Here is a 23,752-nt window from a genome sequence, read left to right as displayed (position 1 = left end):
CAGGTAGCTGCTCGTTATCCTTTAACCGGGCGCACTTGCTCGCGAATCTCGACCAGCCGGCCGATGGAAGACAGCGTTCTCTCGCTGGCAGCAATCGTCGGCATCAGCGTTTCCCCGCATGTTAAAACCGGTGCATGCAGTGCGACCTGAGCTCCTCCCTCCTGGAATTACGGTCGGGTTCTCGTCTGAACGTGGTGCGCACCGGCTATGATCCAACGCCTTGACGGAATCAAACCGCGGACCCGTTGTCCCAATGCGTGGGATAACAGGTATTTATGGAACTTCTCCGGCATATCTTCTTAAGTATAATGACATCGCATGAGATAATCTTCGACTTGGTACCGCGTCATGACAGTACCCCCAGAACCGCCGATGAAAGGAAAACCCTGTAAGAGGACTATCAACGGACCTGTGTACCGTTCCACTTATCTGACGGCTGGCCTCAACCTCAAGTTCGCTGGGCCTTTGAAGAAGCGTGATCTCGCCCGTACGCCTGCTGGCTAGAGTTCGCCGATGAGAAATTGTGCCCTTCCGTGGCCGAATGACCAATCCTCATCCGTATTTGCTACGAATGTAATCATGATATCGGAACTGGCCATATTGCACTTTACCGCCAACTCCCTGCATAAGCCGCTATAGATATCTTCTTTCTCCAATCGTGTCCGAGGTCTGGACACGATCTCGATGAGAACGAATTTATCTGATCGATCGATACCAAGGCCGGTGTCAGAGGCAATGAAGTGGCTGCGGTCATGTTCATTGACAATCTGATATCTATCACGATCAGGCACGTTGAATGCCTCGACCATTGCGTCGTGAGCGGCATCGAGGAGATTTGCGATTTCCTCGGATGAGCGCCCCCGTATCAAATTGAATTTCAACAATGGCATGTAGTACACCCCTCAATGAATGAGCTCTCACTGTTTGAAATCATCGCAGCTTATGAGAGAGAGGCTCTTTTCAGTTGGCAGTTGCTGCCACTATGGCGGAAGTCAGCTGTCGTAGGCTAATGCTGCCGACAAGCGCGCCTGCCGGATCGGCGACAGCAACGGCATCCCGGCCGCTTCTCATCATCAACCGAGCGGCATCTTCAAGACTTGTGCCGGTTTGCACACTCACCGCCGATGATATTTCAGGTTGAACTGGCGACATGACCGCATCGACGTGGATCACCCGCCCGCGATTTACCTCTTTGACAAAACTCGCGATGTAATCGTCGGCCGGACGCATGACGATTTCCTGGCTCGTTCCTTGCTGTACCACCTCCCCATCCCGTAAAATGGCGATATTGTCACCAAGGCGCAGCGCCTCGTCGAGGTCATGCGTAATGAACACGATGGTTTTTTTGATCTCCTTTTGAAGATCGAGAAGCACCGATTGCATATCGACACGAATAAGCGGATCAAGGGCTGAAAATGCTTCGTCCATCAGTAGAATCGGCGCATCGTTTGCCAAAGCCCGTGCCAGACCCACACGCTGCTGCATGCCACCAGAGAGTTGATTGGGATATTTGCTCTCGAAACCCTTCAGACCAACCCGTTCGATCCAGCGCATGGCACAATCGGTCTGACGGCCTCTTGGAATACCTTGAATTTCCAGGCCATAAACCGTGTTTTCAAGAACGGTTCTGTGAGGGAGAAGTGCAAACTTCTGGAACACCATAGCGGTTTTGTGACGCCGGAACTCCCTGAGATCCGCTTGGTTCATCTGGACGACATCCTTGCCATCGATCAGCACCTCGCCGGAAGTCGGATCAATCAGCCGGTTGATGTGACGGATAAGGGTCGATTTCCCCGATCCGGAAAGCCCCATGATCACTTGGATACCACCGGCAGGCATCGAGATATTGATATCTCGCAGCCCCAAAACATGGCCATGCTTGCTGTTCAGCTCGGTTTTGGTAACGCCTTGCTCGACAAGATTGACACACGCAGCGCCATTCGGGCCGAAGATCTTGTAAAGGCGTTTGATTTCGATGCCGAAACCGCCAATTTTCAGGTTACCCATGGACGATCTCCCGATGCTTCTGCAGACGATGACCATAGGCCTGACTGACCCGATCGAAGATGATCGCGATCCCGACGATCGCGAGGCCGTTGAAAATGCCGAGTGTGAAGTACTGGTTGGCGATTGCCTTCAGCACAGGCTGGCCAAGACCCTGAACACCGATCATCGAAGCGATGACCACCATGGCCAACGCCATCATGATGGTTTGGTTGATACCCGCCATGATCGTCGGCAGGGCAAGCGGCAGTTGAACGTTTCTCAACTTTTGCCAACTCGACGAACCGAAAGCATCCGCTGCTTCCAGCACATCCTTGTCGACCAGCCGAATGCCGAGATTGGTAAGGCGTATCATCGGCGGGATCGCATAGATCACGACGGCGATCAGACCCGGAACCTTGCCGATCCCGAGTAGCATGACGACCGGAATGAGGTAGACGAAACTGGGCATGGTCTGCATGACGTCGAGTACCGGGTTGATCACGTTTTGAACGCGGTTCGAGCGTGACATCAAAATCAGGAGCGGGATACCGACGGCAATCGACATGACGGTACAGACGAAGATCATGGAGATCGTCTTCATGGTATCGTCCCACATATCGAGGTAGCCGATCAGGAGTAGCGTACCGATCGACCCGGCAACAATCTTCCAGTTTCGGCTTGCCAGCCAGGCAATCACCGCAATCATCGTAATGATCACCGGCCACGGCGTGTGGGTCATAAAACGTTCGGACTGGATCAGAAAAAATTGCAGGGGCTGGAAAAACGCTTCAAGCCCATCGCCATATCCTCTCGTAAAAGTCCGAAATGCTTCGTCAATTGCTTTCTTGAGCGCACGAAGCCTCTCATCGTCCATATGCGGGAAGTTGAATAGCCAGTCCAAAATCGTTCCTCCTCAACAGGCTGGACCACGAAACGTGTTCGTCATCATGACAGGCGTCCCGCGGCGCTATTCTCCAGCGCGCCGCGGTCACCACAAAATCCCGTTTCAGGTCAGAGCGCTGCCTTGATCCTTTCGGCGGCATCCGGAGAAACCCATTTGGTCCACAGGTCCGGGTTCTCTTCGAGGAAATGTTTTGCGCCGTCATCTCCGTTTGCCTGATTGTCGGTCATCCATGCCATCAGTTTGTTGACCGTCTCGTTGCTCCACGCCCGGTGATTGAGATAGTCCATGATTGGACCATCGGCGCGTTCGGAAAAGCTCTTCGTGACAAGCGTTTTGACGGTATCCTTCGGCCAGTCGTTCTTCTTCGGATCGGCGCAATCGGCCACGGTATTGCATCGTTTCCATTCCGCCTTGTCGAAGGAAACCCCGTGCTGGACCTTTACCATGTCGTATTTGCCGAGCAGCGCGGTCGGAGCCCAGTAATAACCGACCCAGCCCTGCTTGCGTTCATAGGCCTTGGCGATCGAGCCATCGAGACCGGCGGCAGATCCGGTATCGGAGAGCGTAAAGCCGGCCTTCTCTGCTTCGAAAGCCTTGTAGAGTTGTGCTGAAACTACCGTCCCGCCCCAGCCTTGGGGTCCGTTGTAAATCGTGCCCTTGGACGAATTCTCGGAATCGGGGAAGAGCTCTGGATGCTTGAGAACATCGTCGATCGTCTTGATGTCCGGGTGGGCATCGGCGATATATTTTGGAATCCACCATCCCTGAACGGCACCATCAGACAGGACCGTTGAAGCCTCGAGGAGCTTGCCATCGGCAAGCCCGGCATTTACGACATCCGGCAGCAGGTCGACCCAGCCTTCCGGTGCAATATCGGGCTGAGCCTTCTCGGTCATCGATGTAATGGTGGGAACGGTGTCGCCCTGGATGATCGCGACATCGCAACCGTATCCTTCGGTCAGGATGAACTTGTCGAGACTGGCAAGAACTTCGGCCGACTGCCAGTTCATACTGGCGATTGTGACCTCGCCACAATCGGCAGCCGAGGCGGAGTTTGCCATTGCAAACATACCCACAGCAATGAACGTTGAGTTGAACAGATACTTCATAGTTTTCCTCCCAATGCGATGTAGATGTGATTTCATCTGCTGGCCCACCGCGGTCGCCAACAGCCTGACTTGCGTTTTGGCCGCCTCCTCAGAAAGCCAAAACGTTACTGCACTCTGCGATCAGCTCGGCAGATACTCGGCACTCCAGCTCTCGCTAACCGTACCGGAGGCGATCAGCCTGTCGATTTCGACGTCGGTGTAGTTCAGTGATTTCAGAACCGGGCGTGTGGATGCGCCGTATTTTTCTGCCGGCGCGAGCGACGTGACCTTGCCGACGACCGGTCGCACGGCAAAGGGATCAAGCTGGGTTACGGCACGCCCGCTCGGATGATTCGGGAAGATCGAAAAGGAGTAGCTGCCGCGTTCAGTCCCCGGTTCGCCATCCGCAACCCTTGCGCTTCGGCTCCTGATCGCTTCAAGATATTCGCACAGCGATACACCGATGTCGGCCTGAACCAACCTTTGCTGCCAGACCTCTGCGGGTGCTGTGAGGAACGCCCCTGCGAGATAGGCTTCGCGGTCCGAACGCGCCATAGAAGGAAGCCCTCTCAGCCCCTCGACTTCACCAAACCGTGGCAGGTCCGCTTCCGACGCACTTAGAAGGAGGTAATCACCGGACGCTGTTTCATATAGCCGCGACAGAGCGTCATAACCTTTGGTCTCGCGGCCGGCCGGCTCGTTAAATGGCTGCCGGTCCTCATAGTCGTAGCAGAACGGAATCTGGGCCAGCCCAGTCAGAGCGGAAAGCGAGGTGCGTGGCCGGCCGACAATCCCTGTTCTGGACCTCTGGTAAAGGGCGGCAGCCACACCGAGGGCCGCGCCAAAACCGCACATGACATCGATAGTGCCGACGTGGGCATGCTCCTCCGGCGTATCCATCGATCCGCCGAACCGCAGCATGATGCCGGTCGCGGCCTGAACTAGGTCGTCATAACCGAGATAGTCTGTGCGCGGTCCTGTGCGGACACCGCCGAAGCAATCCAGCTGGCAGAAGATCGCCCGCGGATTGAGCGCTTTCAGTCCTTCGGCATCGAGCCCCATCGCCGTGACCTGGCGATCGGTGGCATTCCAGACGACGACGTCGACGGAACGAACCAGATCCTCGAAGACCACCCGACCATCGGGCGAACCGATGTTCAGAAGCGCCGACTGTTTGCCACGCATGTGCGACATGCCGAAAATCACGGTATTCCAGCAGTCATAAAGCGGTTTTGCGGGATCGATCTTGATGACGTCGGCACCGAAGCGGGCCAGATAAGCGACCGAATGCGGACCGGCGATGACATTGCAGAGGTCGAGCACCTTGACGCCATCAAGCCAGCCACCTGGGGTCCCGGTCGTCGGCGCGGGCAAATCGGGCCGTTCCGCAGGTGAAATTGTCGCCAGTGCTTCCTTGAAGGTCGTCCACTTGCGTGGCTGCGGCGCCAGCATGGCTTCGCCGCTTTCCTGCAACCAGGCCATAGGCCCAGGCTGGATCATGCGGCCGACAACCGGATCTTCCACCTCGATCATCAGACCCGCGGCCTTGGCGTGATCGTCGACAATCCACTCTTTCAGCCAGCGCTGCGGCGCGCCGGGGAATAGACCCTCGCCAAAGATGCGTTCCCACTCCGCCGAGGGTTTGGTCAGGAAGACCTCTTTCATGCGGGTGGCGATCTTGTCGGCCCAGACTTTCGGGAGGGGATAGACCCCGAGCGAAACATCCGACGACCATTCTGCCACCGGCAGATAGGTATCTTCCTCCTCGCGAAGCCCTTCGGCCACAAGGTCATCGTAGAGGCCAAGCGTTTGCAGGCAACGCTTCGCATGGTTCTTGTGGCTGGGGCAGACGACGTAGAACATCCGGCCATCGCTACACATGTAGCTGCGATAGAAGGGATCGAGAAACTCCTGCAGGTCGTCGTACGACATATCCATCGGCAGGCCTTCGCTCCGCCTGCGTTCGATCTCCTGTTCGCGCTGCGTCTGGTAACGCACGGGATATTCGTCGACCTTGATTGAATTATAGGAAAGGCCTTCCATGACCGCGCTTGCCAGCGGCACTTCTATATGATCGCCATGCCCCGTGCGCTCACGCGCCTGCAGCGCCAGAACCGTGGCAGAAACCGCCAGCATCGTGCCATATGCCGAAGCAAGCGGTAGCGGCGAGAAGGACGGGTTTATGCCCATCAGGACCCGATTCAACCCCATATCGGTAAACACGCCGGAAGAGGCGGCAATTACCGTCTCGAACGCTCGCCAGTCGCGCCGCAACAGATCATTGGAAGCAAATCCGGGAATCGATACGGTGATCAATTCGGGTCGCTTCGTCCGCAGTTCGGCAAAATCAATACCGAGACGGGTCAACACCCCGGGACGAAAATTTTCAACGACGATATCGGCATGGTCGATCAACGCCCGCGCCTCGGCCCGGCCGCCATCCGTCTTGAGATCGATCGATACGATCGTCTTGTTACGATTGAGTATGGCGTTTGCTGGATTGTCCCAAAGTGGACCCGCAGGAGGGTCGATATGCACGACCGTCGCCCCGAGATCACCCAGGATCATCGCCACCGCAGGCCCGGCGATATACTGGCCGAAATCAACGACAGTAACTCCTGCCAGCGGCAGTCCCGCGCGATTCAACTCTTCTTTTCCCTGATCAGGCATGTTGGCCAGCCTCCCGAAGTATCATTTCCGCCGCCTTTTCAGCGATCATGACTGTTGGCGAATTGGTATTGCCACTGGTGATCGTCGGCATGACGCCGGCATCGACGACACGCAGGCCTTTAATACCCCGGACCCGCAAATGGCTGTCGACCACCGCCAGGGGGTCATTGTCCCTCCCCATCTTTGTGGTTCCGACAGGGTGGAAAATCGTGTTGGCGATGTCGCCTGCAAGCTTTGCCAGTTCCGCATCGGTCTGGAATTCGACGCCGGGCTTCCATTCGACGGGCTGATAGCGTGCGAGCGCCGGCTGCGAAACGATCGTGCGGATCTGCCGAATGCTGTCGGCCGCGATCTTGCGGTCATCATCCGTGCTCAAATAATTGGGTGCGATCGCCGGAGAATCGCCGCTCCGATTTGAACGGATCCTGACAGTCCCCCTGCTCGTGGGGTTGAGATTGCACACACTCGCCGTGAATGCCGGAACGCTGTGCAGAGGCTCGCCAAAAGCGTCCAGGCTGAGAGGTTGCACATGGTATTCGAGATTGGCATGGGCCTGATTGTTGTCGGAGCGGGTAAACACGCCAAGCTGCGACGGCGACATGCTCATTGGCCCGCTTCGCCGAAGCGCATATTCAATGCCGATCTTTACCTTGCCGAAGACGCTGTTCGCCAATGTATTCAGGGTTTTGACGCCGTTGACCTTGAACACAGCACGGATCTGCAGGTGGTCTTGAAGGTTCTCGCCTACACCCGGCAAGTCTACTTCCACTTCGATACCGTGCTTGTGTAACAGGGCTGCTGGCCCGATCCCGGAAAGCTGCAGAATCTGAGGCGATCCGATGGCTCCGGCAGATAAAATCACCTCGCCGCTGGCGCGGACCGAGACTTCTTTGCCATTTCGCAAAACGACAACGCCGGCACAATGCTTCTGTCCTTCCGGACCCGCCTTGATCAGAAGCTTTTGAACGTGGGCCTCGGTCCATATGACAAGATTCGCCCGCTTTCGGGCCGGACGCAGGAAAGCTTTGGAAGTATTCCAGCGCCAGCCCGATTTCTGGTTGACTTCGAAATAGCCGACGCCTTCGTTATCTCCACCGTTGAAGTCCGCAGATCTCGGTATGCCGGCCTCCACGGCTGCGTCGGCAAACGCTTCGAGGATATCCCAGCGCAAGCGCTGCTTTTCGATCCGCCATTCGCCCCCGTGACCGTGCATGTCGGAAAACCGGCTGTTGTCACCGGTTTGCGGATCGGCGCCCTTGTCGAGCCGGTAATGATCCTCATGTGCTTTGAAGGCGGGAAGAACATTTTCCCAGGCCCAGCGCTCATCTCCGATCAGTTCGGACCAGGTGTTGTAGTCCCTTGCCTGTCCACGCATGTAGATCATACCGTTGATCGAAGAGCACCCGCCCAATGTCTTTCCGCGCGGGTAACGCAGGCTTCGGCCATTCAGTCCCGGCTCGGCCTCCGTTTTGAACAGCCAGTCGGTGCGCGGATTGCCGATGCAATAGAGATATCCGACCGGGATATGAATCCACGGATAATTGTCTTTCTTGCCAGCCTCCAGCAAAAGCACGCGTTTTGCAGGATCCTTGCTCAGGCGGTTGGCGAGCACGCAGCCGGCGCTTCCGCCCCCAATAACAACGTAATCGAATTGATCTTGGTTCATCACCGGTATCCCCTTTGGAAGGCGACCGGTATGAAGGCCCATTCGCAATTCGCCGTACTCTGCGAAAGGGGATTGCGGGTGCCTGCGAAGGGCGCCACCGAATTGGTAGTCATACCGATTTCCTCCCGGTCCTCCACCCTTTTGCAAGCGAGTGGCTGGCCTTACCTTTCTTACAAAAATTGCCTTTTGAACACGCCGGTAAGATTCATCTAAGTATTATTTTTTTCGATAATGTATGATGACCCACATCAGCTTCCGGCCGACGACAAAGAGGGATCAATCGCTTCATGCGCGACCTGCCACCATTGAAATCACTACGGGCTTTCGAGGCGTGCATTCGTCTTGGAAATTTCACCAAGGCTGCGCGAGAGCTAAACGTCGGCCAGCCGGCGATCAGTCATCAAATCAACGCGCTGGAACGTGATTTGGGGATCAGGCTGTTCGAGCGAAGGGGTGCCCAAACTGTTCCCACTTCCGATGCGATAACTTACTACCGCAGTATTGCAGGTGCGTTGGAGGATATGACACGGGCGAGCGTTGCCCTTCGAAAGAGCGTGCGTCCTCCAGGGCTGGCACTGGCGACCTATCCGGGAATTGCAATGTTCTGGTTGTTGCCACGACTGTCGCGGGTAAGGCAGGCCAACCCAGATCTGGCGATAAGAGTTACCACCGCCGAACGTGATCAAGACATACCTTTGGAAGACATCGACTGCGCCATACTTTTCGGCGACGGCGATTGGCCGGGATTTGAAAGCCACAAGCTGATTGAAGAAATCGTGGTGCCCGTTGCAGCACCATCAGTGGCGGCGCGCCTTGCAAAGTGCTCGCGAGCGGAAATTCTGAAGAACGGTCCTCTCATTCATTTGGAAGACCAAAACCAACGGTGGTTCACCTGGCGCGATTGGCGCGATCAGAGATCACCGGAGACGGAAGCAATCGATGCCGGCATCGTCGTCACCAATCACGGCATCGCGATCCATCAGACCCTGATGGGCCACGGAATTGCTTTGGGTTGGCGCGGCGTAATCGACGAAATGCTAGACAACAATCTCTTGGTCGCTTTGGATCAGGAGCCTCTTTCATCATCACGGGGCTATTATCTCGTCGCGCAATCGGCCTTCCTAAAAACCGGGATTGGAAAATTCGTTCTCGATACGCTGAGCGAGAATACGATCGCAACATGATGGAATGGGCCGAAACGCAAGGGAATTACTTTGAATCACATTCAGCCCGGAAAGCCGCTCGCCTATGTCGAGCGCCACAACCGACCGTAAGGCATGAATGGTTCGCCGATATATCATCGAAAGCCTCGAGGAGGCACAGGAATTCGCCAAGCGGTGGCTCTGGACAGAGAGCCAAACGCACCTGATCTAGCGTTTGACACGCCTTGAATAGATCTGAACCACCGACCCCGATGTTCGAAGGAACCAGCGCCGGATGTTCGAGCCCGTTAAGCTTCCTATGCCCTGTAATTGTTTCGGCAGTACGTTACCGCGAACGGCGGAATCCGCCATCATCTTGCATGACAGCGGCGATGGCGCCGCAACCCCGGCTCGATCGGGAAGTGGCCGAAGTGCATTTGATAGAGTATCCGCCGCAAGCATCCGTGCGGTAACCAAATGACAATATCAGTACCAACCCTCGCCTTGATGGAATCCAACCCGGGCGCACGTGATACCGTTCAGAAGTCGACCCTTACTCCTCCTGAAACGCCTCTTCCCGCTTACGCCGGACGGACGGCGAGATCACTGCAATCAAAAGCGCGACAGCGAGCAGAAGAAGGCCTGCGCTGATCGGCCTGGTCATCAGCACGCTCGGATCACCCTTCGAAAACAGCAGCGTCCGGCGCAGAAATTCTTCCATCATCGGACCAAGGATGAAGGCCAGCAGCAACGGGGCCGGCTCAGCATCGAGCTTGCGGAATACGTATCCGATAATCCCGAATAGGGCCATCGCGTAGACATCAAACGTGCTGTTATTGACGCTGAAGACGCCGATTGCACAGAAAACGATAATGATTGGAAAAAGCAGATGGTAGGGGATCGAGATCATTTTCACCCACAGCCCGATCAGCGGCAGGTTAAGCACCAGCAGCATCAGGTTGCCGATCCACATGGAGGCGATCAGACCCCAGAACAGCGCTGGCTGCTCCGTCATCACCGATGGCCCCGGCTGAATGCCCTGCATGATCATCGCGCCGATCATCAACGCCATTACCGAATTTGATGGCAGACCGAGCGTCAGCATCGGAATGAACGAGGTCTGGGCGCCGGCATTGTTGGCCGCCTCCGGTCCGGCGACGCCTTCGATCGCGCCCTTTCCGAACATTTCCGGCGTTCGCGACATCTTTTTTCAAGCGCATAGGAGCCAAATGAGGCGAGCGCCGCGCCGCCACCGGGAAGTATCCCGAGCAGCGATCCGAGCGCGGTACCGCGCAGGATAGGTGCGATGATGCGCTTCCAGTCGGCGCGCGTCGGCATTAGCCCCGTAATGCGAGTAGTCATCACGGATCGGTCCGCTGCATTTGCGAGATTGGCGACAATCTCACCGAGGCCGAAGACACCCATCGCCAGCACGACGAAGTTCAGCCCGTCCGACAGCATCGGCACCCCGAAGGTAAAACGGGGAACGGCGGAATTGACATCTGTGCCGGCCATTCCGAGCAGAAGCCCGACCAAAATCATGCCCAGCGCATGCAAAAGGGGACCGGATGCCATAACGATCGAGGCAATCAGGCCCAGAACCATCAGCGAGAAATATTCGGCCGGCCCGAACTGCAGGGCCACAGCCGCAAGCGCGGGTGCGAAGACCGCAATGAGAACGGTTGCAATGGTACCGGCAATAAACGAGCCAATGGCCGCCGTCGACAGGGCGCGGCCGGCATGGCCCTGACGCGCCATCTGGTAGCCGTCCAGTGCAGTCACGACAGAGGAAGGTTCGCCCGGAAGATTGACAAGAATTGCGGTGGTTGAGCCGCCATACTGTGCACCATAATAGATTCCGGCCAGCATGATGAGGGCTGCTTCTGGAGGGAGGCCAAAGGTAATCGGCAGCAGCATGGCGATCGTGGCGACGGGACCAAGTCCCGGCAGCACACCGATGGCCGTGCCGAGAAAAACGCCGACGAGGCAATAGAGGAGGTTTTGCAGGCTGGCAGCCACCGAAAGGCCGAGCCACAGATTTGCAAGGATATCCATGTGCTCGTCCCCTACAATCTAAGCCAGTCGCCGAGAAGGGGCATCGGCAGGCCGAGCCCATAGACGAAGACGGCAATGCAGAAAGCAACCAGGGCGACCAGGCCGAGCAGTGCACCCGCATCAAGGCGAAAGCGGTCGCTTGCGGCAGCCGAGATCAGCACAAGGGTAACAAGTGCGATGACAAGTCCCGCGCCCTCCAGCAGAAAGCCAAACGCGCAGACCGACAGGGTCACAAGAGCTGCGCCCTTCCAGTTGATGTCTTCGAGATGACCTCCCTCCCGCAGCAATCCTCGCGACAGCGTTACCAATCCGAACAGGATCAACAGTCCGGAGATGATGGTCGGAAAATAGCCGGGGCCCATGCGGCCGGCAGTGCCGAACGTATAATCCCGCGCGATAATCAGCCCCGCCAAGCCGAGGCCAAAATATATTGCCCCAATCCCGAAATCCTTCTGCCCTCGTATCCGCAACATTGAACTCTCCTCCGATTAAGTCTTAAATGTCAGTTGGCCCGCCAGCGACGGAGCGCCCCGGTCGCTCGGTCATGGGCAAAAGGCGCAGCCCGAATGGCTCGTCCGGACGCTGCCAGCGCTCTTTCAGTCGCGCATAAACGCCCTCGGCCTGATCATTAGCGCTATAGCCGATGACGTGGAAAAAGCCGCCGGCCTCGGCACCGAGATCAGTGCGGCCGAGCAGGATCACCGACAAATCGTCGGGAACGCTGATATCCTCGCGCTTGAGCAAATCCCGGAATTTTTCGCCGTCCTCGATACCCCAGACCAGAAGCGCTTGCCGCACACCTTTGGACGAGATGAGACCTGCGTCGCGAATGGCGACGATGACCGCTTCTTCATAATCTTTTGGCGGCAGCCTCGGCACTCTGATCTCGGGGGCAAGCACGGATGCAAGCTCCGGTCTCGCCTTGAGGCTGCGCCAGCGATGCAGGCCCATCTCGTTAGCCAGGAAGAAACTGGTGGTGGTGATGAGATGGATCTTCTCATGACCCGAGGCGACGAGACGGCGCACCGCGGTCTCGACCGGCTCGCCCCATTCGAATCCGACCGCATCGATGTCGGTTCCGACCAGCCATGCTCCGTCAACGATGATCGTCTCGGTTTTACGGCGGATGGCGGCAATCATGTCCACGGGCATGGTGTCGAACGAGTTCTGCACGATGCAGGCATCAAAGCGTGGCAGGGTCTGCAGCACCTGCTTGGCGTGATCCGGATCCGAATAGCCAACTTCGAGTGTCACATCGCCGGCCTCCGCAAGCTTCTGCTGCAGTCGGTCGAGAACGACGCGTCCCCGTAGATTGTTGGACGAACGCTTGAGCAGGATCACACTGCGCGAGCGATCTCACAGGTCACGCGCCGCGTGACGGCCGCAGGCTCCGTGCCACCCGTAAAGAATGTCCCTCGGCCAACATGAGCAGCGATCAACCCTTCGTCCTTCAGCGCGCTCAGGGCTCGCTCGACGTTTGGCTGCGTCAGTGAAAAGTCCCGCATCAATTGCCGCACAGTCGGGACGCGCTCGCCCGACGACGCAGTCATGGCGACGGATCGAAGATAAGACTGGATGCGCGAGATGTCTGACATTATCGAATCCTTATTACAATACATTACAAAACATCAAGATCAATTTTGTTTATACACAAGCTTGCGGAACGGAAAATCTCGATGTATTCGGTAGTATCAGCAATAAAAGATGAATACAATATATATTGTATTCATCGAAGGAGGAAACCATGCATAAACGAGATTTCATGCGCATTGGCCTGTCAGCTTTCCTGATCGCTGCGGCTCCGATAGCGGCATTGGCCCAGTCCGAGGGACCGATTACGCTCCTTGTCGGCTACTCGGCCGGTGGAAGCGCCGATTATGCGGCGCGCGTCATGGCGCCTGAACTATCGACACGACTCGGCCGCTCCGTCGTCGTGGAAAACGCTACAGGGGCCAGCGGCATGATTGCGCTGCAGAAGCTGATCAATGGCAAGGCCAATGGCAGCACGCTGTATTATGGCGGCTTCGACACTGTGGCAGTGCCAATGCTGAACAAGTCGGTTGGCGTTGACTGGAAATCCTCCACATTGCCGGTTGGGCGCACCGCGCTTACGTCGATGGCGATCGCCGTTCCGGCCGCCTCTCCCTATAAGACCCTTGCCGATTTGGTCGCGGCGGCCAAGGCAGAGCCGGACACTTTAACCTACGGTTCGCCAGGCATCGGTTCGGCTCAGCATTTTGTCGGCGAAATGATTTCCGACCGTGCAGGCGTAACGTTCATTCACGCACCATATCGGGGAGGCACCCAGGTTTCGAACGATCTCCTGGCCGGCATTCTCGACTCTGCCGTGTTGACGACATCGACAGCCTTGCCCTTTGCCGCGGACGGCAAGATCCGTGTCCTAGCCGTCACCAGCGCCGAGCGCAGCGCGGCCTTGCCGGACGTACCGACTCTGAGTGAAACCGATGGTTTTGCCGGACTGGCATTGCCCTTGTGGCAGGGGCTCTTCCTGAAGGCCGGAACGGACGACGCCTTTGCGAAGGCCGTCAGTTCTGCAATTATCGATGCCCTCGGTAAGGATGACGTGAAAAAACGCCTCTCGGATGCCGGCTTTGCTGCCGCGCCTCTGCCCATGGGCGAATTCAAGGGTTTCATCGATCAGCAGGCGGAAATCTACCGCAAGATTATCGACGACGCTTCCATCACCGTCGAGTGATATCGTGGGTGCTCAGGTCCATTGACCGGGGCACCCTTTTTCTCTTCTTGAAACTACCGGATACGCCATGACCGTAGGAATGTTCGACTCCTTTATGACCCGTCACTGGTTTAGCAGCGAGGCCAAGAGCATCTGGAGCGACGTGGCAACGCTGCAGGCATGGCTCGACGTTGAGGCGGCCCTGGCGCAAGCCCAAGGACGGCTTGGCGTTATTCCCGCTGAAGTGACACCGGTCATCACTGGCGCTTGCAAACAGGAACTGTTCGACACCGAGCGCCTCAGCCGCGACATCGCCTACGCCCAGCACCCCTTCGTCCCGGTCTTGCGCCAGATCGAGGAACTTTGCGACGAGCCGGCCGCCGGTTATGTGCATTGGGGTGCGACCACCCAGAACATCTTCGACACCGGCGTGGCGCTGCAGATGCGCCGTACTCATGCCCTGATCGATGCAAGCCTGGCTGCCGCATCCGACACACTCAACGCACTTGCCAAAGAGCACCGCGACACGCTGCAAGCCGGACGTACTCATGGCCAGCACGCACTGCCGATGACGTTTGGCTTCAAGGTCACAGGCTGGCTTGAGGAAGTGCGCCGGGATCGGGACCGCCTTAAGGCGCGTATCCGCCCTTCCTTCGTTGCCAGCCTTGGCGGCGCCATCGGCACCTTTGCAGCCATGGGCCCGCGCGGTCCGGAAGTCGAAAAGGAAATGGGCAGAATACTCGATCTGGAGCCGGCCGTCCTTCCAATGCGATCGTCTTTCGATCGCGCCAATGACTATTTTTCCGCGCTGACGCTGCTTGCCGGTACCGCAGAAAAAATAGCCCAGGACATAGTGTTCATGCAGCGCACAGAAATTGCCGAAGTGGAAGAGGCCTTCCATTTGGGCAAGGTGGGAAGCTCGACCATGGCCCAGAAGCGCAATCCATCGACAGCACTTCTCCTGGTCAGCCTCAGTCGCATGCTGCAGGCGCGGCTGCCACTCATCATCGGATCGATGAACCGGATGGGAGAAGGCGATTCCTCAGCCACCAACGTGGCGGACGTCGCAGTACCCGAGATGGCGATTCTCGGTGCGTCGATCGCCGAAACCCTTGCACGGCTTGTCTCCGGCCTGGTCGTCAACAAGGACGCCATGCGCCGAAATCTCGATATCACCAACGGCCTGATTGTTTCGGAAGCCGCGATGATGCAGCTGTCCGACCGGCTCGGTCGCCACAAGGCGCATCATATGCTTTATGAAGCGGCACAGCGGTCCGTCATGGATGGCGTGCCGTTTACCACTGCCATCGCCGAGCATAGGGAGATGGAGGGTGCAGATGCAGTCACGCTGGATGCGGCGGGCTACACAGGCGAGTCTGGCGCACTCGTTGACCGATTGACCAGATAGGCTTGGCAAATGCCCCAACTCCGAATGAAATGCCCGTGGATAGGAATCGTCTAAGACCGATCTTCCAGACGCTACGTTCAGCCCCAGAACCTCATCTTCGCAGGTATCATCACCAAGCTCGAATTAGCGGGAATTTGCCTCTTTTTTCGTCCTTTGGACAAGCATTCGCAGAACGAGATAGGATTTTGGCAAGTAAGTTCGCCTTGAGTGGAATCGAACGCCAGCGGAAAGGTCAACTCGCAGGCCGTTGCAACGATTAGTCTAGGAATGCTCTTCCTCACCGATCTGCTCGCGCATCCAAACCAGGAATTTTTGAAGGGGCAGAGATGGCGATATGTTCTTGGGCCAGGTAAGATAATAACCTTCGCCGCTGTAGCAGGTCATATCAAACGGTGCGACGAAACTGCCCGCCTGCAGATGCCGATTGATAAAGACTTTTGTCGCAATAGCGACGCCGATGTCCAGCGACGCGGCCTCATAGGCAAGGGCAGAACTTTCGAAACGCACACCTGGTTCAGGATCGATCGCAGCGCCGACACGCTTAATCCAGGCGTGCCAATCGGTGGGGCGCGCCATAGAGTGCAACAGCCTGACACGGCTGAGATCGTCAGGGCTCTTCAACTTGTGGGTTGTCTGAAACGCCGGCGAACAGATTGGGATCAGCTCGACATCGACCAGCTTCTCACAGTGGAGATCCGGCCAGTTCCCCTTGCCCGCACGAATGGCGGCATCCAGGTTCTGCGTTTCGAAATCAACCGGTGCGATGGAAGAACTCAGACGCACTTCGATCCGAGGAAAAGCGTCGTGAAACTGCGTCAGGCGGGGGATGAGCCAGCGTTGCGAAAATGTCGTGTAGGATTGGATCGCCAGAATGTCTCGCCTGCCCCGCCTGGAAACACGCTTCGCCGCATTGCCGATTTCCAGGAACGCGCGGGTGACGCCATCGTAAAGCTGCTGCCCCTCATCAGTCAGTTCAATGCCGCGATGCAATCGCTTGAACAGAACCACACCAAGATAGTCCTCCAGAACCTTGACCTGCCTGCTGACGGCCACCTGCGACACGTTCAGCTCTTGCGCTGCGTGTGTCAGGCTGGAGAGGCGCGCAGCGGCCTCGAAGGTACGCAGGGGGTTGAGAGGTGGGATGATATTGCTCATGATCTACTCATATCGCATTGGCTGCGGCTCGCAAATCGCCCCCGCGCACGGCAGGACCCTGAACCGCCCCGACACGTCTGCGCCAACGCCAGATCAAACAGGGTCCTTCTCATATACCAGCCATCGCCACGGCAATTCCTTGCCCAACACCGATGCACATGGCGGCGGCCGCGTATCTGCCCTTGGTTTTTGCGATTTCAAGCGCGGCCGTTCCCGTTATACGGACACCCGACATGCCCAGCGGATGGCCAAGCGCAATCGCACCTCCATTCGGATTGACCCGCAGATCATCGTCAGCGATGCCAAGCTCCCGCAGACAGGCAAGACTTTGACTTGCAAAGGCTTCATTGAGTTCGATGACGTCTAAAATACTCTGCTCCAGCTTGAGGCGCGCCATCAGTTTCTTCAGTGCGGGGACAGGTCCGATACCCATGACACGCGGGGCGACACCTGCGGTGGCGCCGCCCAGCATTCGCACGATCGGGGTCAGACCATGTCGTTTCACGGCATCATCGCTGGCAAGGATCACGGCTGCTGATCCATCGTTGACGCCGCTTGCATTCCCGGCTGTGACACTCCCCCTTTCCGGAAAGGCGCCTTCAAGCCCGCCAAGGCTTCGAGGCTGGTCAAACGGGGATGTTCGTCCTGGCTGAACTGGAGGGGCGGACCTTTCCGCTGGGCTATCTCGACAGGTACGATCTCCTCGGCAAAGCGGCCATTGGCCAGAGCTGCTGCTGCCTTTGCCTGAGAACGATAGGCGAAAGCGTCCTGGTCCTCACGCGATATGCCGAACTCCTCGGCCACATTCTCCGCTGTCTCCGGCATTGAATCCACGCCGTATTGCGCTTTCATCAACGGATTGATCAATCGCCAGCCGATTGTCGTATCTTCGATCGAGGCCGTGCGGCTGAAGGCGGTTTCGGCTTTCGGCACGACGAAGGGGGCGCGGCTCATGCTTTCGACGCCGCCGGCGATGACCAGATCCGCCTCTCCTGACTTGATTGCGCGGGCGCCGGCGATGATCGCATCCATGCCGGAGCCGCAGAGCCGGTTGATCGTGGTTCCCGCAACGCTCATTGGCAATCCCGCCAGAAGCGATGACATGCGCGCGACATTCCGGTTATCCTCGCCCGCCTGATTGGCGCAGCCGAAAACGACCTCATCAATAGCCTCGAAGTCCAGAGACGGATGGCGAGCCATCAGTGATCTCAGCACCACCGCGCCCAGATCGTCAGGTCGAATAGACGCAAGCGTTCCACCAAATCGGCCGATTGGGGTACGGATATAGTCGCAAAGGTAGACATCGGACATGGTTGCATATCACCTGAATTGACGTGAGCGGACGAGAAGGGAAGAGCGCCCGGCCGGGCTGGCCGAGCGCCGGATGCGTTTAGCGAAGGACCGCCAAAGCATCCCCGGCACGCACACCTTTGCCCTTTTCGAGGACGAAGACAGGGTTGATTTCCGCTTCCTCCAATCGGCTGTCCAAAGCAACGACCATATCGGCGAAAGACAAGACGGCATCGACCAAAGCTTCGGTGTCGGCCACGGGACGGCCACGGAAACCTTCAAGCAGAGCGGCGCATTTGAGCTCGCCGATCATCTCTTTGACATCGTCCCGTGTCACAGGCAGCAGCCGCATGGCCACATCCTGATAAAGCTCGGTTTGCACGCCGCCGGCGCCCAAGAGTATTCCGGGCCCAAGCTGAGGATCGCAGTTGTAGCCGAGGATGAATTCGACGCCGCCCTTGACGAGCTCCTGGATCAGCAAGCCGTCAATCCGTGCTGTCGTCGCAGACCTGACCCTTGCCAGCATTGCCTCGCAGGCAACCTCAACGTCAGCCAGCGCGACACCCACAGCAACGCCTCCGACTTCGGACTTGTGCAGAATCTCGTCGGACAGGATCTTGATCACCACCGACCCGCCGAAATCGCCAGCCTTGGCTGCCGCCTCGGCAGGCGTCATGGCTGTCACTTCCCGTGTGATCGGGAAACCGAAGCGCGCGCAGAGCCGTTTCGCATCTGCCTCGTTCAAGGCACCAGCGGCCAGATCCGAAAGATCGACCGCCGGTTTCGCCTGTTCCGGCACCGCCACTGTCACAGGACGCCGGATCAGCCCCTTCAATACCGCCGCACAACTTTCGGGCGCGGCATAAGCCGGTATGCCGCTGGCGTTCAGATGCTGAACAATGCCCGGGGCATCCGGGCTGACATAGGCCATGATCGGCTTGTTGCTGATGTTCATCGATTCGAGCAGCGGTCGCGCCACGACGTCAGGCTGTCCGATAGAGGAAGAGCCGACGACGACGACGATGGCGTCGTAGCTCGGGCTTTCCGCCAGGATCTTCAGGATGGCACGAAACAGGTCGGGCCGCAGACCTGCCAGGGTGACATCGATGGGGTTTCGGTCGAGGACAGCTTCCTTGAGGTCGAGGGCCAACAGTTTTTGCGCGGTCTCTGGATCCGGGCTTGGCATTTCCAGACCAGCCAGACCGACATTGTCGGCCACGATGGTTGCCGCACCACCGGTCGAGGTGACGATGGCAACCCTTTTGCCTGCCAGGACACGCCCCTGCGCCAATCCCGCCGGAATATCCAGAAGGTCAGCGAATGTCTGGGCCCTGATAATCCCGAGTTGCACAAACAGTGCGTCATAGACGCGATCGGCACCCGCCAAGGCGCCTGTATGCGAAACCGCGGATTGCGCACCCGTTTCCGACCGACCAACCTTGTATGCGACGATCGATTTGCCGGCCGCGATCACCCTTGCCGCTGCGCGGCGAAACTTCTCCACATTGCGGATAGTTTCAAGATAAAGGGCAACGACGGTTGTGGCGGGATCATCCGCCATCGCATCTAGAAGATCCGCCACCTCGATGTCTGCCTCATTGCCTGTGGCAACGAGCTTGGAAAAACCAATGCCACGGGCAACGCCGCGCGACAACAGCGAGCCCAAAATACCCCCGCTCTGCGACAACACCGCAATGCCGCCGGTGCGAAAATCCTTCATGTCCATGGCGCCGCTCGCCGTCAGCATGATGCCGTCGGTGAGGTTGACCAGACCGATCGTATTTGGCCCGAGGATGCGCATCGAACCGGCAGCCTCGCGCAGCTGCGCCTGCAGCCGCTGTCCCTCTTCACCGGCTTCTCCAAAACCACTGGCCAAGACAACGGCGGCTTTCGTCCCTGCCGCTGAAAGATCCCGAACGGCGTCGATCACCCGGTTTGCGCCAACCAGCACAAGGCCGAGATCGGGTGCCTCTGGAAGGCTCTGCGCATCGGCATAGCACTTCAAGTCGCCGATCATCTCGGAGCGCGGATTGATCGGGTAGATCTGCCCCTGATATCCGTGCTGCTGGAGGTAAGCGATCGGCCGCCCCGTGAGTTTGGTCGGATCCGAGGATGCGCCAACGACGACGACGCTTGCGGGGTTCAGAAGTGCCTGTATGAACGTCATCGTACCACCTCAGTCGTTTGTCTTGTTGAGGAATGCCTCAACTGATGCGCGGTGCTCGGCGGTCGTGTAGCAAATTGCCTGCGCCTCTCGGCCCAGCGCGAAAATCGTCTCGTCCGAACTCTCGAAGGTCTTGTCGAGGATGGACTTCGTCAGCGCGATGGCGGCCGGCGAGCCGATACTCAGTTGCTCGGCCCAAGTTTGCGCCTCTTCGAGCAACTTTTCCGGTGCAGCAACACGATCGATCATGCCGATCTGCAAGGCCTCCGCGGTTTCGACGACTCTTGCCGTTAGAATCAGTTCCTTGGCACGCGAAAGACCAATCCGGCGCGGCAGGAAATACATGCCGCCGCCGTCAGATACGAGGCCACGCTTGATAAAGCTCATGGACATTTTGGCGCCTTCCGACGCGATGATGAAATCGCAGGCGAGTGCCATATCGAGGCCAAGGCCAAATGCAGCGCCGTTCACGGCCGCGATCACCGGCTTGGTGATGCCGTGAATGACGGCCACACCCTTGTGTGTGCTTCGTTGACGCGTCCAGCCATTGAAAGCAACATCACCGGGTGCCGCGTCCAACCGGGCGCGCATGCCAGATACGTCGCCGCCGGAGCAGAAACCCTTGCCAGCTCCGGTCAAAATGACCGCGCGCACAGATCTGTCGGTCGCGAGATGCTCGAACGCTTCGATCAGCTCGGCGCGCATCTGGTCATTGATGGCGTTGCGCACATCCGGACGATTCAATGTCACGGTCGCGATGCCGTTCTTATGCGACAGTGCGACGAATTCGTATGCACGCACATTGATGGTCATGGTGTCGGTCCTTCCTGTTCTTCGCAAGCCTTGCCAAGGGCGAGCCCGATGTTCCGCCTGTCTGCAAGAATGAATGTCTTCGCATCTGCTGCCGGACAACCGACCATTTGGCCGAGCTTGCCCAACTTTTTCTCAGCCTCCGAACCTAGCGTTCCTCGGTGGCGTCTGGTGTCAGTTTTCCGGGCAAGTCATCGCCATGGAGAATTGTCGCAACAAGGCTCTCGGCATCCCGTTTCGCGATGATGCCGGAGGAGAGTTCGTGGAATTTTGCGACCAGATCTGCGTCGCTGAGCGGGTTTTCCGGATCGCCGCGCCGCGTCTTTTGAAGATGTTCCAGAATTCGGCCGTCCTTGAGGGTGACAGTCAGCCGCGCCTGGCGCCGGTTTGGATAGTCAGCCGAAAGAGCCGGATCTTCGGCCAAACTTATCATCGTCATCAGGCTGCGAATGTCGGGCCGCGTCATTGTTGCAGGCTCGAATGCCGAAAGCCGCACACCTCCCAGAAGCAGATGGGACGCCAAGCAATATTGCAGGCTGAAACGTGCCTCCTGGGCCGACACGGGATCCGGTCTGTTGCACATGGTCTGCGTTGCGCGGTAGCCGAGTACCTCGACGCCTTCGATATCCGCCGGGCCAAATCCGTGCTGCTCGTACATCAGGCTGATGCCATCGAGTGCAGGGAAAATGTGGCCGCAACAGCCATGCGCCTTGACCGTCATACGGGTGATCGGTGTCCAGGTGCCAAGGCCATCAAGCGCGCGCTCCCATTGACCGGACGTATCGCTCGTCGCGGCAGCATAGCCGTTTGCAGCATGAAGACTGTCCAGGGAGCCGGTCACGCCGGCGGCCGCGGCCATGGCCGCCATAATCCCGGCATCGGCCGCATGCCCCGGATGGAGCGCCTTCGCCATCCCCTCGCCCTGCAGGTTCTGCTGATGCCCACCTGCAAAGCTCGTTGCAAGCGCGATGGCATGGCCGATGACGCGACCGTCGCCGCCGAGCAGCATTGCACCAGCGACCGCCGAACCGATCGTGCCGACGGTCGAGGTCGTGTGCCAGTAGGTATAATGGCTGGGCTGTATCGCCAGGGATATACGGCAACCGACCTCATAACCGGCGATGATGGCCCGCTGCAGTTCATCAAGCGTTGAACCAAAATGCTGGGCCAACGCGAGAGCCGCAGAGATGGTCGGACTGCCTGGATGATAGCCGCCATCCTTGAAGATGTCGTCGAACTCCACCGTATGGCTGGCAACAGCATTAAGAAACGCCGCTCGTCGCGGGCTGCATGCTCGCATGTCGACGTAGGACCATGCCCCGCCGCTTCCCCTCACCTCCATCATTACCGGCGCGAGGAGTGTTGCCGGCGCGCGGACGCAACCGGGCAGTGTGGTGGCAAACCAGTCAAGCAAGGCGCGTCGCGTGGCCCAGTGCACCGCCTCATCGAGGGGGCAATGACGCCAGTCAGCGGCGGCTTCGGCCAGTGTCAAAAGCGGGTTGATCATTTATCTGAGCCCTGCATATAGATCGCATTCTCGGTGCGAAGCCTTTCTAGAGCGACATCGTCAAAACCAAGATCCTGCAGAAGTTCCTCCGTCTGGGCGCCGACTGGCTGCGGTGGGAAGGTCAGGCCGGGCGGGCTATCAGACATGGTGAAACCGGCGACGGGCACCACCAGGCCATCAATCGGGCTGCCAGGCGAGCTATGCTTGTGCAGAACCGGTCGGGTGGAGATCTGCGCATCCGCCAGCGCCTCTTTCAGGTGACGAACGCGCGCTGCTGGGATGCGACGCCCGCGCAGGAAATTCTCCCAGTAATCGGCGGGCATCGTCACGATGATCTGCTTGAGGGCTCGCTCTTCCTCAGCATGTCCATCGAGGCGCTGATCATTGCTGACCTTGATCAGGTCCTCCCGGCCAAGCGCGATCCACAGGCGACGCTGTTGCTCCAGGTTGGAGGCCGCGATCATCAGGTCGGCGTCTGATGCCTGGTAAAGACCAATGGTGGCGAACGGAAAACGGTTGCCCTTGGCTTTGGGATGGCTGCCGTTCCACAGGTAGCCGGTCACGGAGGGACTGCACAGCATGAGGGCGACGTCGAGCATGGAGACATCGATAAACTGGCCTTTGCCTCCGTTGCGCTCACGTTGCAGGAGGGCCGCCGTAATTGCATAGGCAGCCGTCGTCCCCGTCGCATAATCGACCACAGGAGCTCCACATTTCAGGGGATCGCTGTCCTGGTCACCGGTCATCGCCATCATACCGGAAAAGGCCTGAAGTACGGAATCATAACCGGTCTGTTCGCGCCGCGGGCCTGTTGATCCGAATGCCGAGATCGAACAGTAGATGATGCCGGGATTGAGAACCCGCATGTCCTCATAGCCCAGTCCAAGCTTCTCGAAGGCCCCGGGCCGGTAGTTCTCGACAAAGACATCGGCCGTCTGGATCAGACGCTTCAATGCCTCGCGTCCGCCTTCAACCTTCAGATTCAAGGCCATGGCTTTCTTATTGGAGGCTTGCGACATGAAGGCCGTGCCCATGCCGGCATTGCTGAGCTCCCGATCAGATCCCTGAAGGCGGGCCTGATCCGGACCGAAAGGGTCTTCGATCTTGATGACCTCAGCACCCAGGACAGCCAATTGGTAACTGGCGAACGGTCCCGCGAGAACATGGGTGGTGTCGACGACACGCAATCCGGCAAGCGCTTTCGTCATGGGC

General features: G+C 58.1%; 18 protein-coding genes and 3 pseudogenes. 4 read left to right on the top strand and 17 right to left on the bottom strand.

Annotated elements, in window-relative coordinates:
- Positions 1–500: 500 nt before the first annotated feature.
- The 6 genes from ACS4RS_RS31770 to ACS4RS_RS31745 all read right to left on the bottom strand — a co-directional run bounded on the left by ACS4RS_RS31770 (position 501) and on the right by ACS4RS_RS31745 (position 8,314).
- A complete protein-coding gene (locus tag ACS4RS_RS31770) occupies positions 501–890 on the bottom strand; it encodes a tautomerase family protein (protein ID WP_439012192.1) in 390 nt (129 codons plus the stop codon).
- 70 nt (positions 891–960) lie between these two features.
- The gene (locus ACS4RS_RS31765; RefSeq protein WP_439012191.1) at positions 961–2,007 is read right to left on the bottom strand and encodes a betaine/proline/choline family ABC transporter ATP-binding protein; all 1,047 of its coding nucleotides are present in this window, start codon (positions 2,005–2,007) and stop codon (positions 961–963) included.
- A complete protein-coding gene (locus ACS4RS_RS31760) occupies positions 2,000–2,887 on the bottom strand; it encodes an ABC transporter permease subunit (protein WP_439012190.1) in 888 nt (295 codons plus the stop codon). Before ACS4RS_RS31760 ends, ACS4RS_RS31765 begins: the two co-directional genes overlap by 8 nt.
- Before the next feature lie 110 nt (positions 2,888–2,997).
- A complete protein-coding gene (locus ACS4RS_RS31755) occupies positions 2,998–3,999 on the bottom strand; it encodes an ABC transporter substrate-binding protein (RefSeq protein WP_439012189.1) in 1,002 nt (333 codons plus the stop codon).
- 120 nt (positions 4,000–4,119) lie between these two features.
- Positions 4,120–6,648 carry a CoA transferase gene (locus ACS4RS_RS31750; RefSeq protein ID WP_439012188.1) on the bottom strand — a complete coding sequence of 843 codons (2,529 nt, stop codon included), beginning with the start codon at positions 6,646–6,648 and terminating at the stop codon, positions 4,120–4,122.
- The gene (locus ACS4RS_RS31745) at positions 6,641–8,314 is read right to left on the bottom strand and encodes a GMC family oxidoreductase N-terminal domain-containing protein (protein ID WP_439012187.1); all 1,674 of its coding nucleotides are present in this window, start codon (positions 8,312–8,314) and stop codon (positions 6,641–6,643) included. The genes ACS4RS_RS31750 and ACS4RS_RS31745 overlap by 8 nt, the downstream gene beginning before the upstream one ends.
- Before the next feature lie 287 nt (positions 8,315–8,601).
- On the opposite strand from ACS4RS_RS31745, the gene ACS4RS_RS31740 reads away from it, so the two are divergent.
- Together ACS4RS_RS31740 and ACS4RS_RS31735 are read left to right on the top strand one after the other, a co-directional pair.
- Positions 8,602–9,498 carry a LysR substrate-binding domain-containing protein gene (locus ACS4RS_RS31740; RefSeq protein ID WP_439012186.1) on the top strand — a complete coding sequence of 299 codons (897 nt, stop codon included), beginning with the start codon at positions 8,602–8,604 and terminating at the stop codon, positions 9,496–9,498.
- Positions 9,495–9,664, top strand: a pseudogene (locus ACS4RS_RS31735) (integrase core domain-containing protein); the annotation flags it as partial. The gene ACS4RS_RS31740 and the pseudogene ACS4RS_RS31735, both read left to right, overlap by 4 nt.
- 345 nt (positions 9,665–10,009) lie before the next feature.
- Here ACS4RS_RS31735 and ACS4RS_RS31730 read toward each other — a convergent pair.
- The 4 genes and pseudogenes from ACS4RS_RS31730 to ACS4RS_RS31715 form a co-directional block, all read right to left on the bottom strand.
- Positions 10,010–11,511 (bottom strand): annotated as a pseudogene (locus ACS4RS_RS31730) (tripartite tricarboxylate transporter permease).
- An 11-nt stretch (positions 11,512–11,522) separates the two neighbouring features.
- Positions 11,523–11,984, bottom strand: coding sequence for a tripartite tricarboxylate transporter TctB family protein (locus tag ACS4RS_RS31725; protein ID WP_439012185.1), 462 nt, complete (start codon positions 11,982–11,984; stop codon positions 11,523–11,525).
- A gap of 22 nt (positions 11,985–12,006) precedes the next feature.
- The gene (locus ACS4RS_RS31720; protein ID WP_439012184.1) at positions 12,007–12,852 is read right to left on the bottom strand and encodes a hypothetical protein; all 846 of its coding nucleotides are present in this window, start codon (positions 12,850–12,852) and stop codon (positions 12,007–12,009) included.
- Positions 12,849–13,106, bottom strand: a complete 258-nt coding sequence (locus ACS4RS_RS31715; RefSeq protein WP_439012183.1) for a GntR family transcriptional regulator — start codon at positions 13,104–13,106, stop codon at positions 12,849–12,851. The genes ACS4RS_RS31720 and ACS4RS_RS31715 overlap by 4 nt, the downstream gene beginning before the upstream one ends.
- 167 nt (positions 13,107–13,273) lie before the next feature.
- Between ACS4RS_RS31715 and ACS4RS_RS31710 the strand changes: the two genes are divergently transcribed.
- Positions 13,274–14,227 (top strand): Bug family tripartite tricarboxylate transporter substrate binding protein, encoded by a 954-nt coding sequence (locus ACS4RS_RS31710; RefSeq protein WP_449314140.1) that lies wholly within the window; start codon positions 13,274–13,276, stop codon positions 14,225–14,227.
- Between the two features lie 67 nt (positions 14,228–14,294).
- Entirely contained in the window at positions 14,295–15,614 is a 1,320-nt protein-coding gene (locus ACS4RS_RS31705; RefSeq protein WP_439012181.1) for a class-II fumarase/aspartase family protein, read from the top strand.
- A gap of 261 nt (positions 15,615–15,875) precedes the next feature.
- Here the strand turns inward: ACS4RS_RS31705 and gcvA are convergent, their stop codons facing one another.
- The 7 genes and pseudogenes from gcvA to ACS4RS_RS31670 all read right to left on the bottom strand — a co-directional run bounded on the left by gcvA (position 15,876) and on the right by ACS4RS_RS31670 (position 23,748).
- Positions 15,876–16,769, bottom strand: coding sequence for a transcriptional regulator GcvA (gcvA, locus tag ACS4RS_RS31700; protein WP_439012180.1), 894 nt, complete (start codon positions 16,767–16,769; stop codon positions 15,876–15,878).
- A gap of 109 nt (positions 16,770–16,878) precedes the next feature.
- Positions 16,879–17,298, bottom strand: a complete 420-nt coding sequence (locus ACS4RS_RS31695; RefSeq protein WP_439012589.1) for a hypothetical protein — start codon at positions 17,296–17,298, stop codon at positions 16,879–16,881.
- Between the two features lie 42 nt (positions 17,299–17,340).
- Positions 17,341–18,080: pseudogene (locus tag ACS4RS_RS31690) on the bottom strand (thiolase family protein); the annotation flags it as partial.
- 79 nt (positions 18,081–18,159) lie between these two features.
- The gene (locus ACS4RS_RS31685) at positions 18,160–20,226 is read right to left on the bottom strand and encodes an acetate--CoA ligase family protein (RefSeq protein ID WP_439012179.1); all 2,067 of its coding nucleotides are present in this window, start codon (positions 20,224–20,226) and stop codon (positions 18,160–18,162) included.
- Positions 20,227–20,235: 9 nt separating this feature from the next.
- Positions 20,236–21,036: an enoyl-CoA hydratase-related protein gene (locus ACS4RS_RS31680; RefSeq protein ID WP_439012178.1), complete on the bottom strand. Its 801-nt coding sequence runs from the start codon at positions 21,034–21,036 to the stop codon at positions 20,236–20,238.
- A 145-nt stretch (positions 21,037–21,181) separates the two neighbouring features.
- Complete coding sequence (locus ACS4RS_RS31675; RefSeq protein ID WP_439012177.1) at positions 21,182–22,540, bottom strand: MmgE/PrpD family protein; 1,359 nt, start codon at positions 22,538–22,540, stop codon at positions 21,182–21,184.
- Positions 22,537–23,748, bottom strand: coding sequence for a CoA transferase (locus ACS4RS_RS31670; protein WP_439012176.1), 1,212 nt, complete (start codon positions 23,746–23,748; stop codon positions 22,537–22,539). Before ACS4RS_RS31670 ends, ACS4RS_RS31675 begins: the two co-directional genes overlap by 4 nt.
- Positions 23,749–23,752 lie beyond the last annotated feature (4 nt).

This window comes from Rhizobium sp. F40D2 (genome assembly GCF_051810745.2).
GTDB lineage: Bacteria > Pseudomonadota > Alphaproteobacteria > Rhizobiales > Rhizobiaceae > Rhizobium.
The sequence above is the reverse complement of the archived record's forward strand: the minus strand, read 5'-3'. Positions and strand labels throughout refer to the sequence as shown.

Coding starts and splice junctions, on each gene's coding strand:
- gcvA (WP_439012180.1), bottom strand. CDS start 16,769: ATGAGCAATATCATCCCACCTCTCAACCCCCTGCGTACCTTCGAGGCC.
- ACS4RS_RS31750 (WP_439012188.1), bottom strand. CDS start 6,648: ATGCCTGATCAGGGAAAAGAAGAGTTGAATCGCGCGGGACTGCCGCTG.
- ACS4RS_RS31715 (WP_439012183.1), bottom strand. CDS start 13,106: ATGTCAGACATCTCGCGCATCCAGTCTTATCTTCGATCCGTCGCCATG.
- ACS4RS_RS31710 (WP_449314140.1), top strand. CDS start 13,274: ATGCGCATTGGCCTGTCAGCTTTCCTGATCGCTGCGGCTCCGATAGCG.
- ACS4RS_RS31765 (WP_439012191.1), bottom strand. CDS start 2,007: ATGGGTAACCTGAAAATTGGCGGTTTCGGCATCGAAATCAAACGCCTT.
- ACS4RS_RS31770 (WP_439012192.1), bottom strand. CDS start 890: ATGCCATTGTTGAAATTCAATTTGATACGGGGGCGCTCATCCGAGGAA.
- ACS4RS_RS31755 (WP_439012189.1), bottom strand. CDS start 3,999: ATGAAGTATCTGTTCAACTCAACGTTCATTGCTGTGGGTATGTTTGCA.
- ACS4RS_RS31740 (WP_439012186.1), top strand. CDS start 8,602: ATGCGCGACCTGCCACCATTGAAATCACTACGGGCTTTCGAGGCGTGC.
- ACS4RS_RS31675 (WP_439012177.1), bottom strand. CDS start 22,540: ATGATCAACCCGCTTTTGACACTGGCCGAAGCCGCCGCTGACTGGCGT.
- ACS4RS_RS31680 (WP_439012178.1), bottom strand. CDS start 21,036: ATGACCATCAATGTGCGTGCATACGAATTCGTCGCACTGTCGCATAAG.
- ACS4RS_RS31745 (WP_439012187.1), bottom strand. CDS start 8,314: ATGAACCAAGATCAATTCGATTACGTTGTTATTGGGGGCGGAAGCGCC.
- ACS4RS_RS31705 (WP_439012181.1), top strand. CDS start 14,295: ATGACCGTAGGAATGTTCGACTCCTTTATGACCCGTCACTGGTTTAGC.
- ACS4RS_RS31725 (WP_439012185.1), bottom strand. CDS start 11,984: ATGTTGCGGATACGAGGGCAGAAGGATTTCGGGATTGGGGCAATATAT.
- ACS4RS_RS31670 (WP_439012176.1), bottom strand. CDS start 23,748: ATGACGAAAGCGCTTGCCGGATTGCGTGTCGTCGACACCACCCATGTT.
- ACS4RS_RS31685 (WP_439012179.1), bottom strand. CDS start 20,226: ATGACGTTCATACAGGCACTTCTGAACCCCGCAAGCGTCGTCGTCGTT.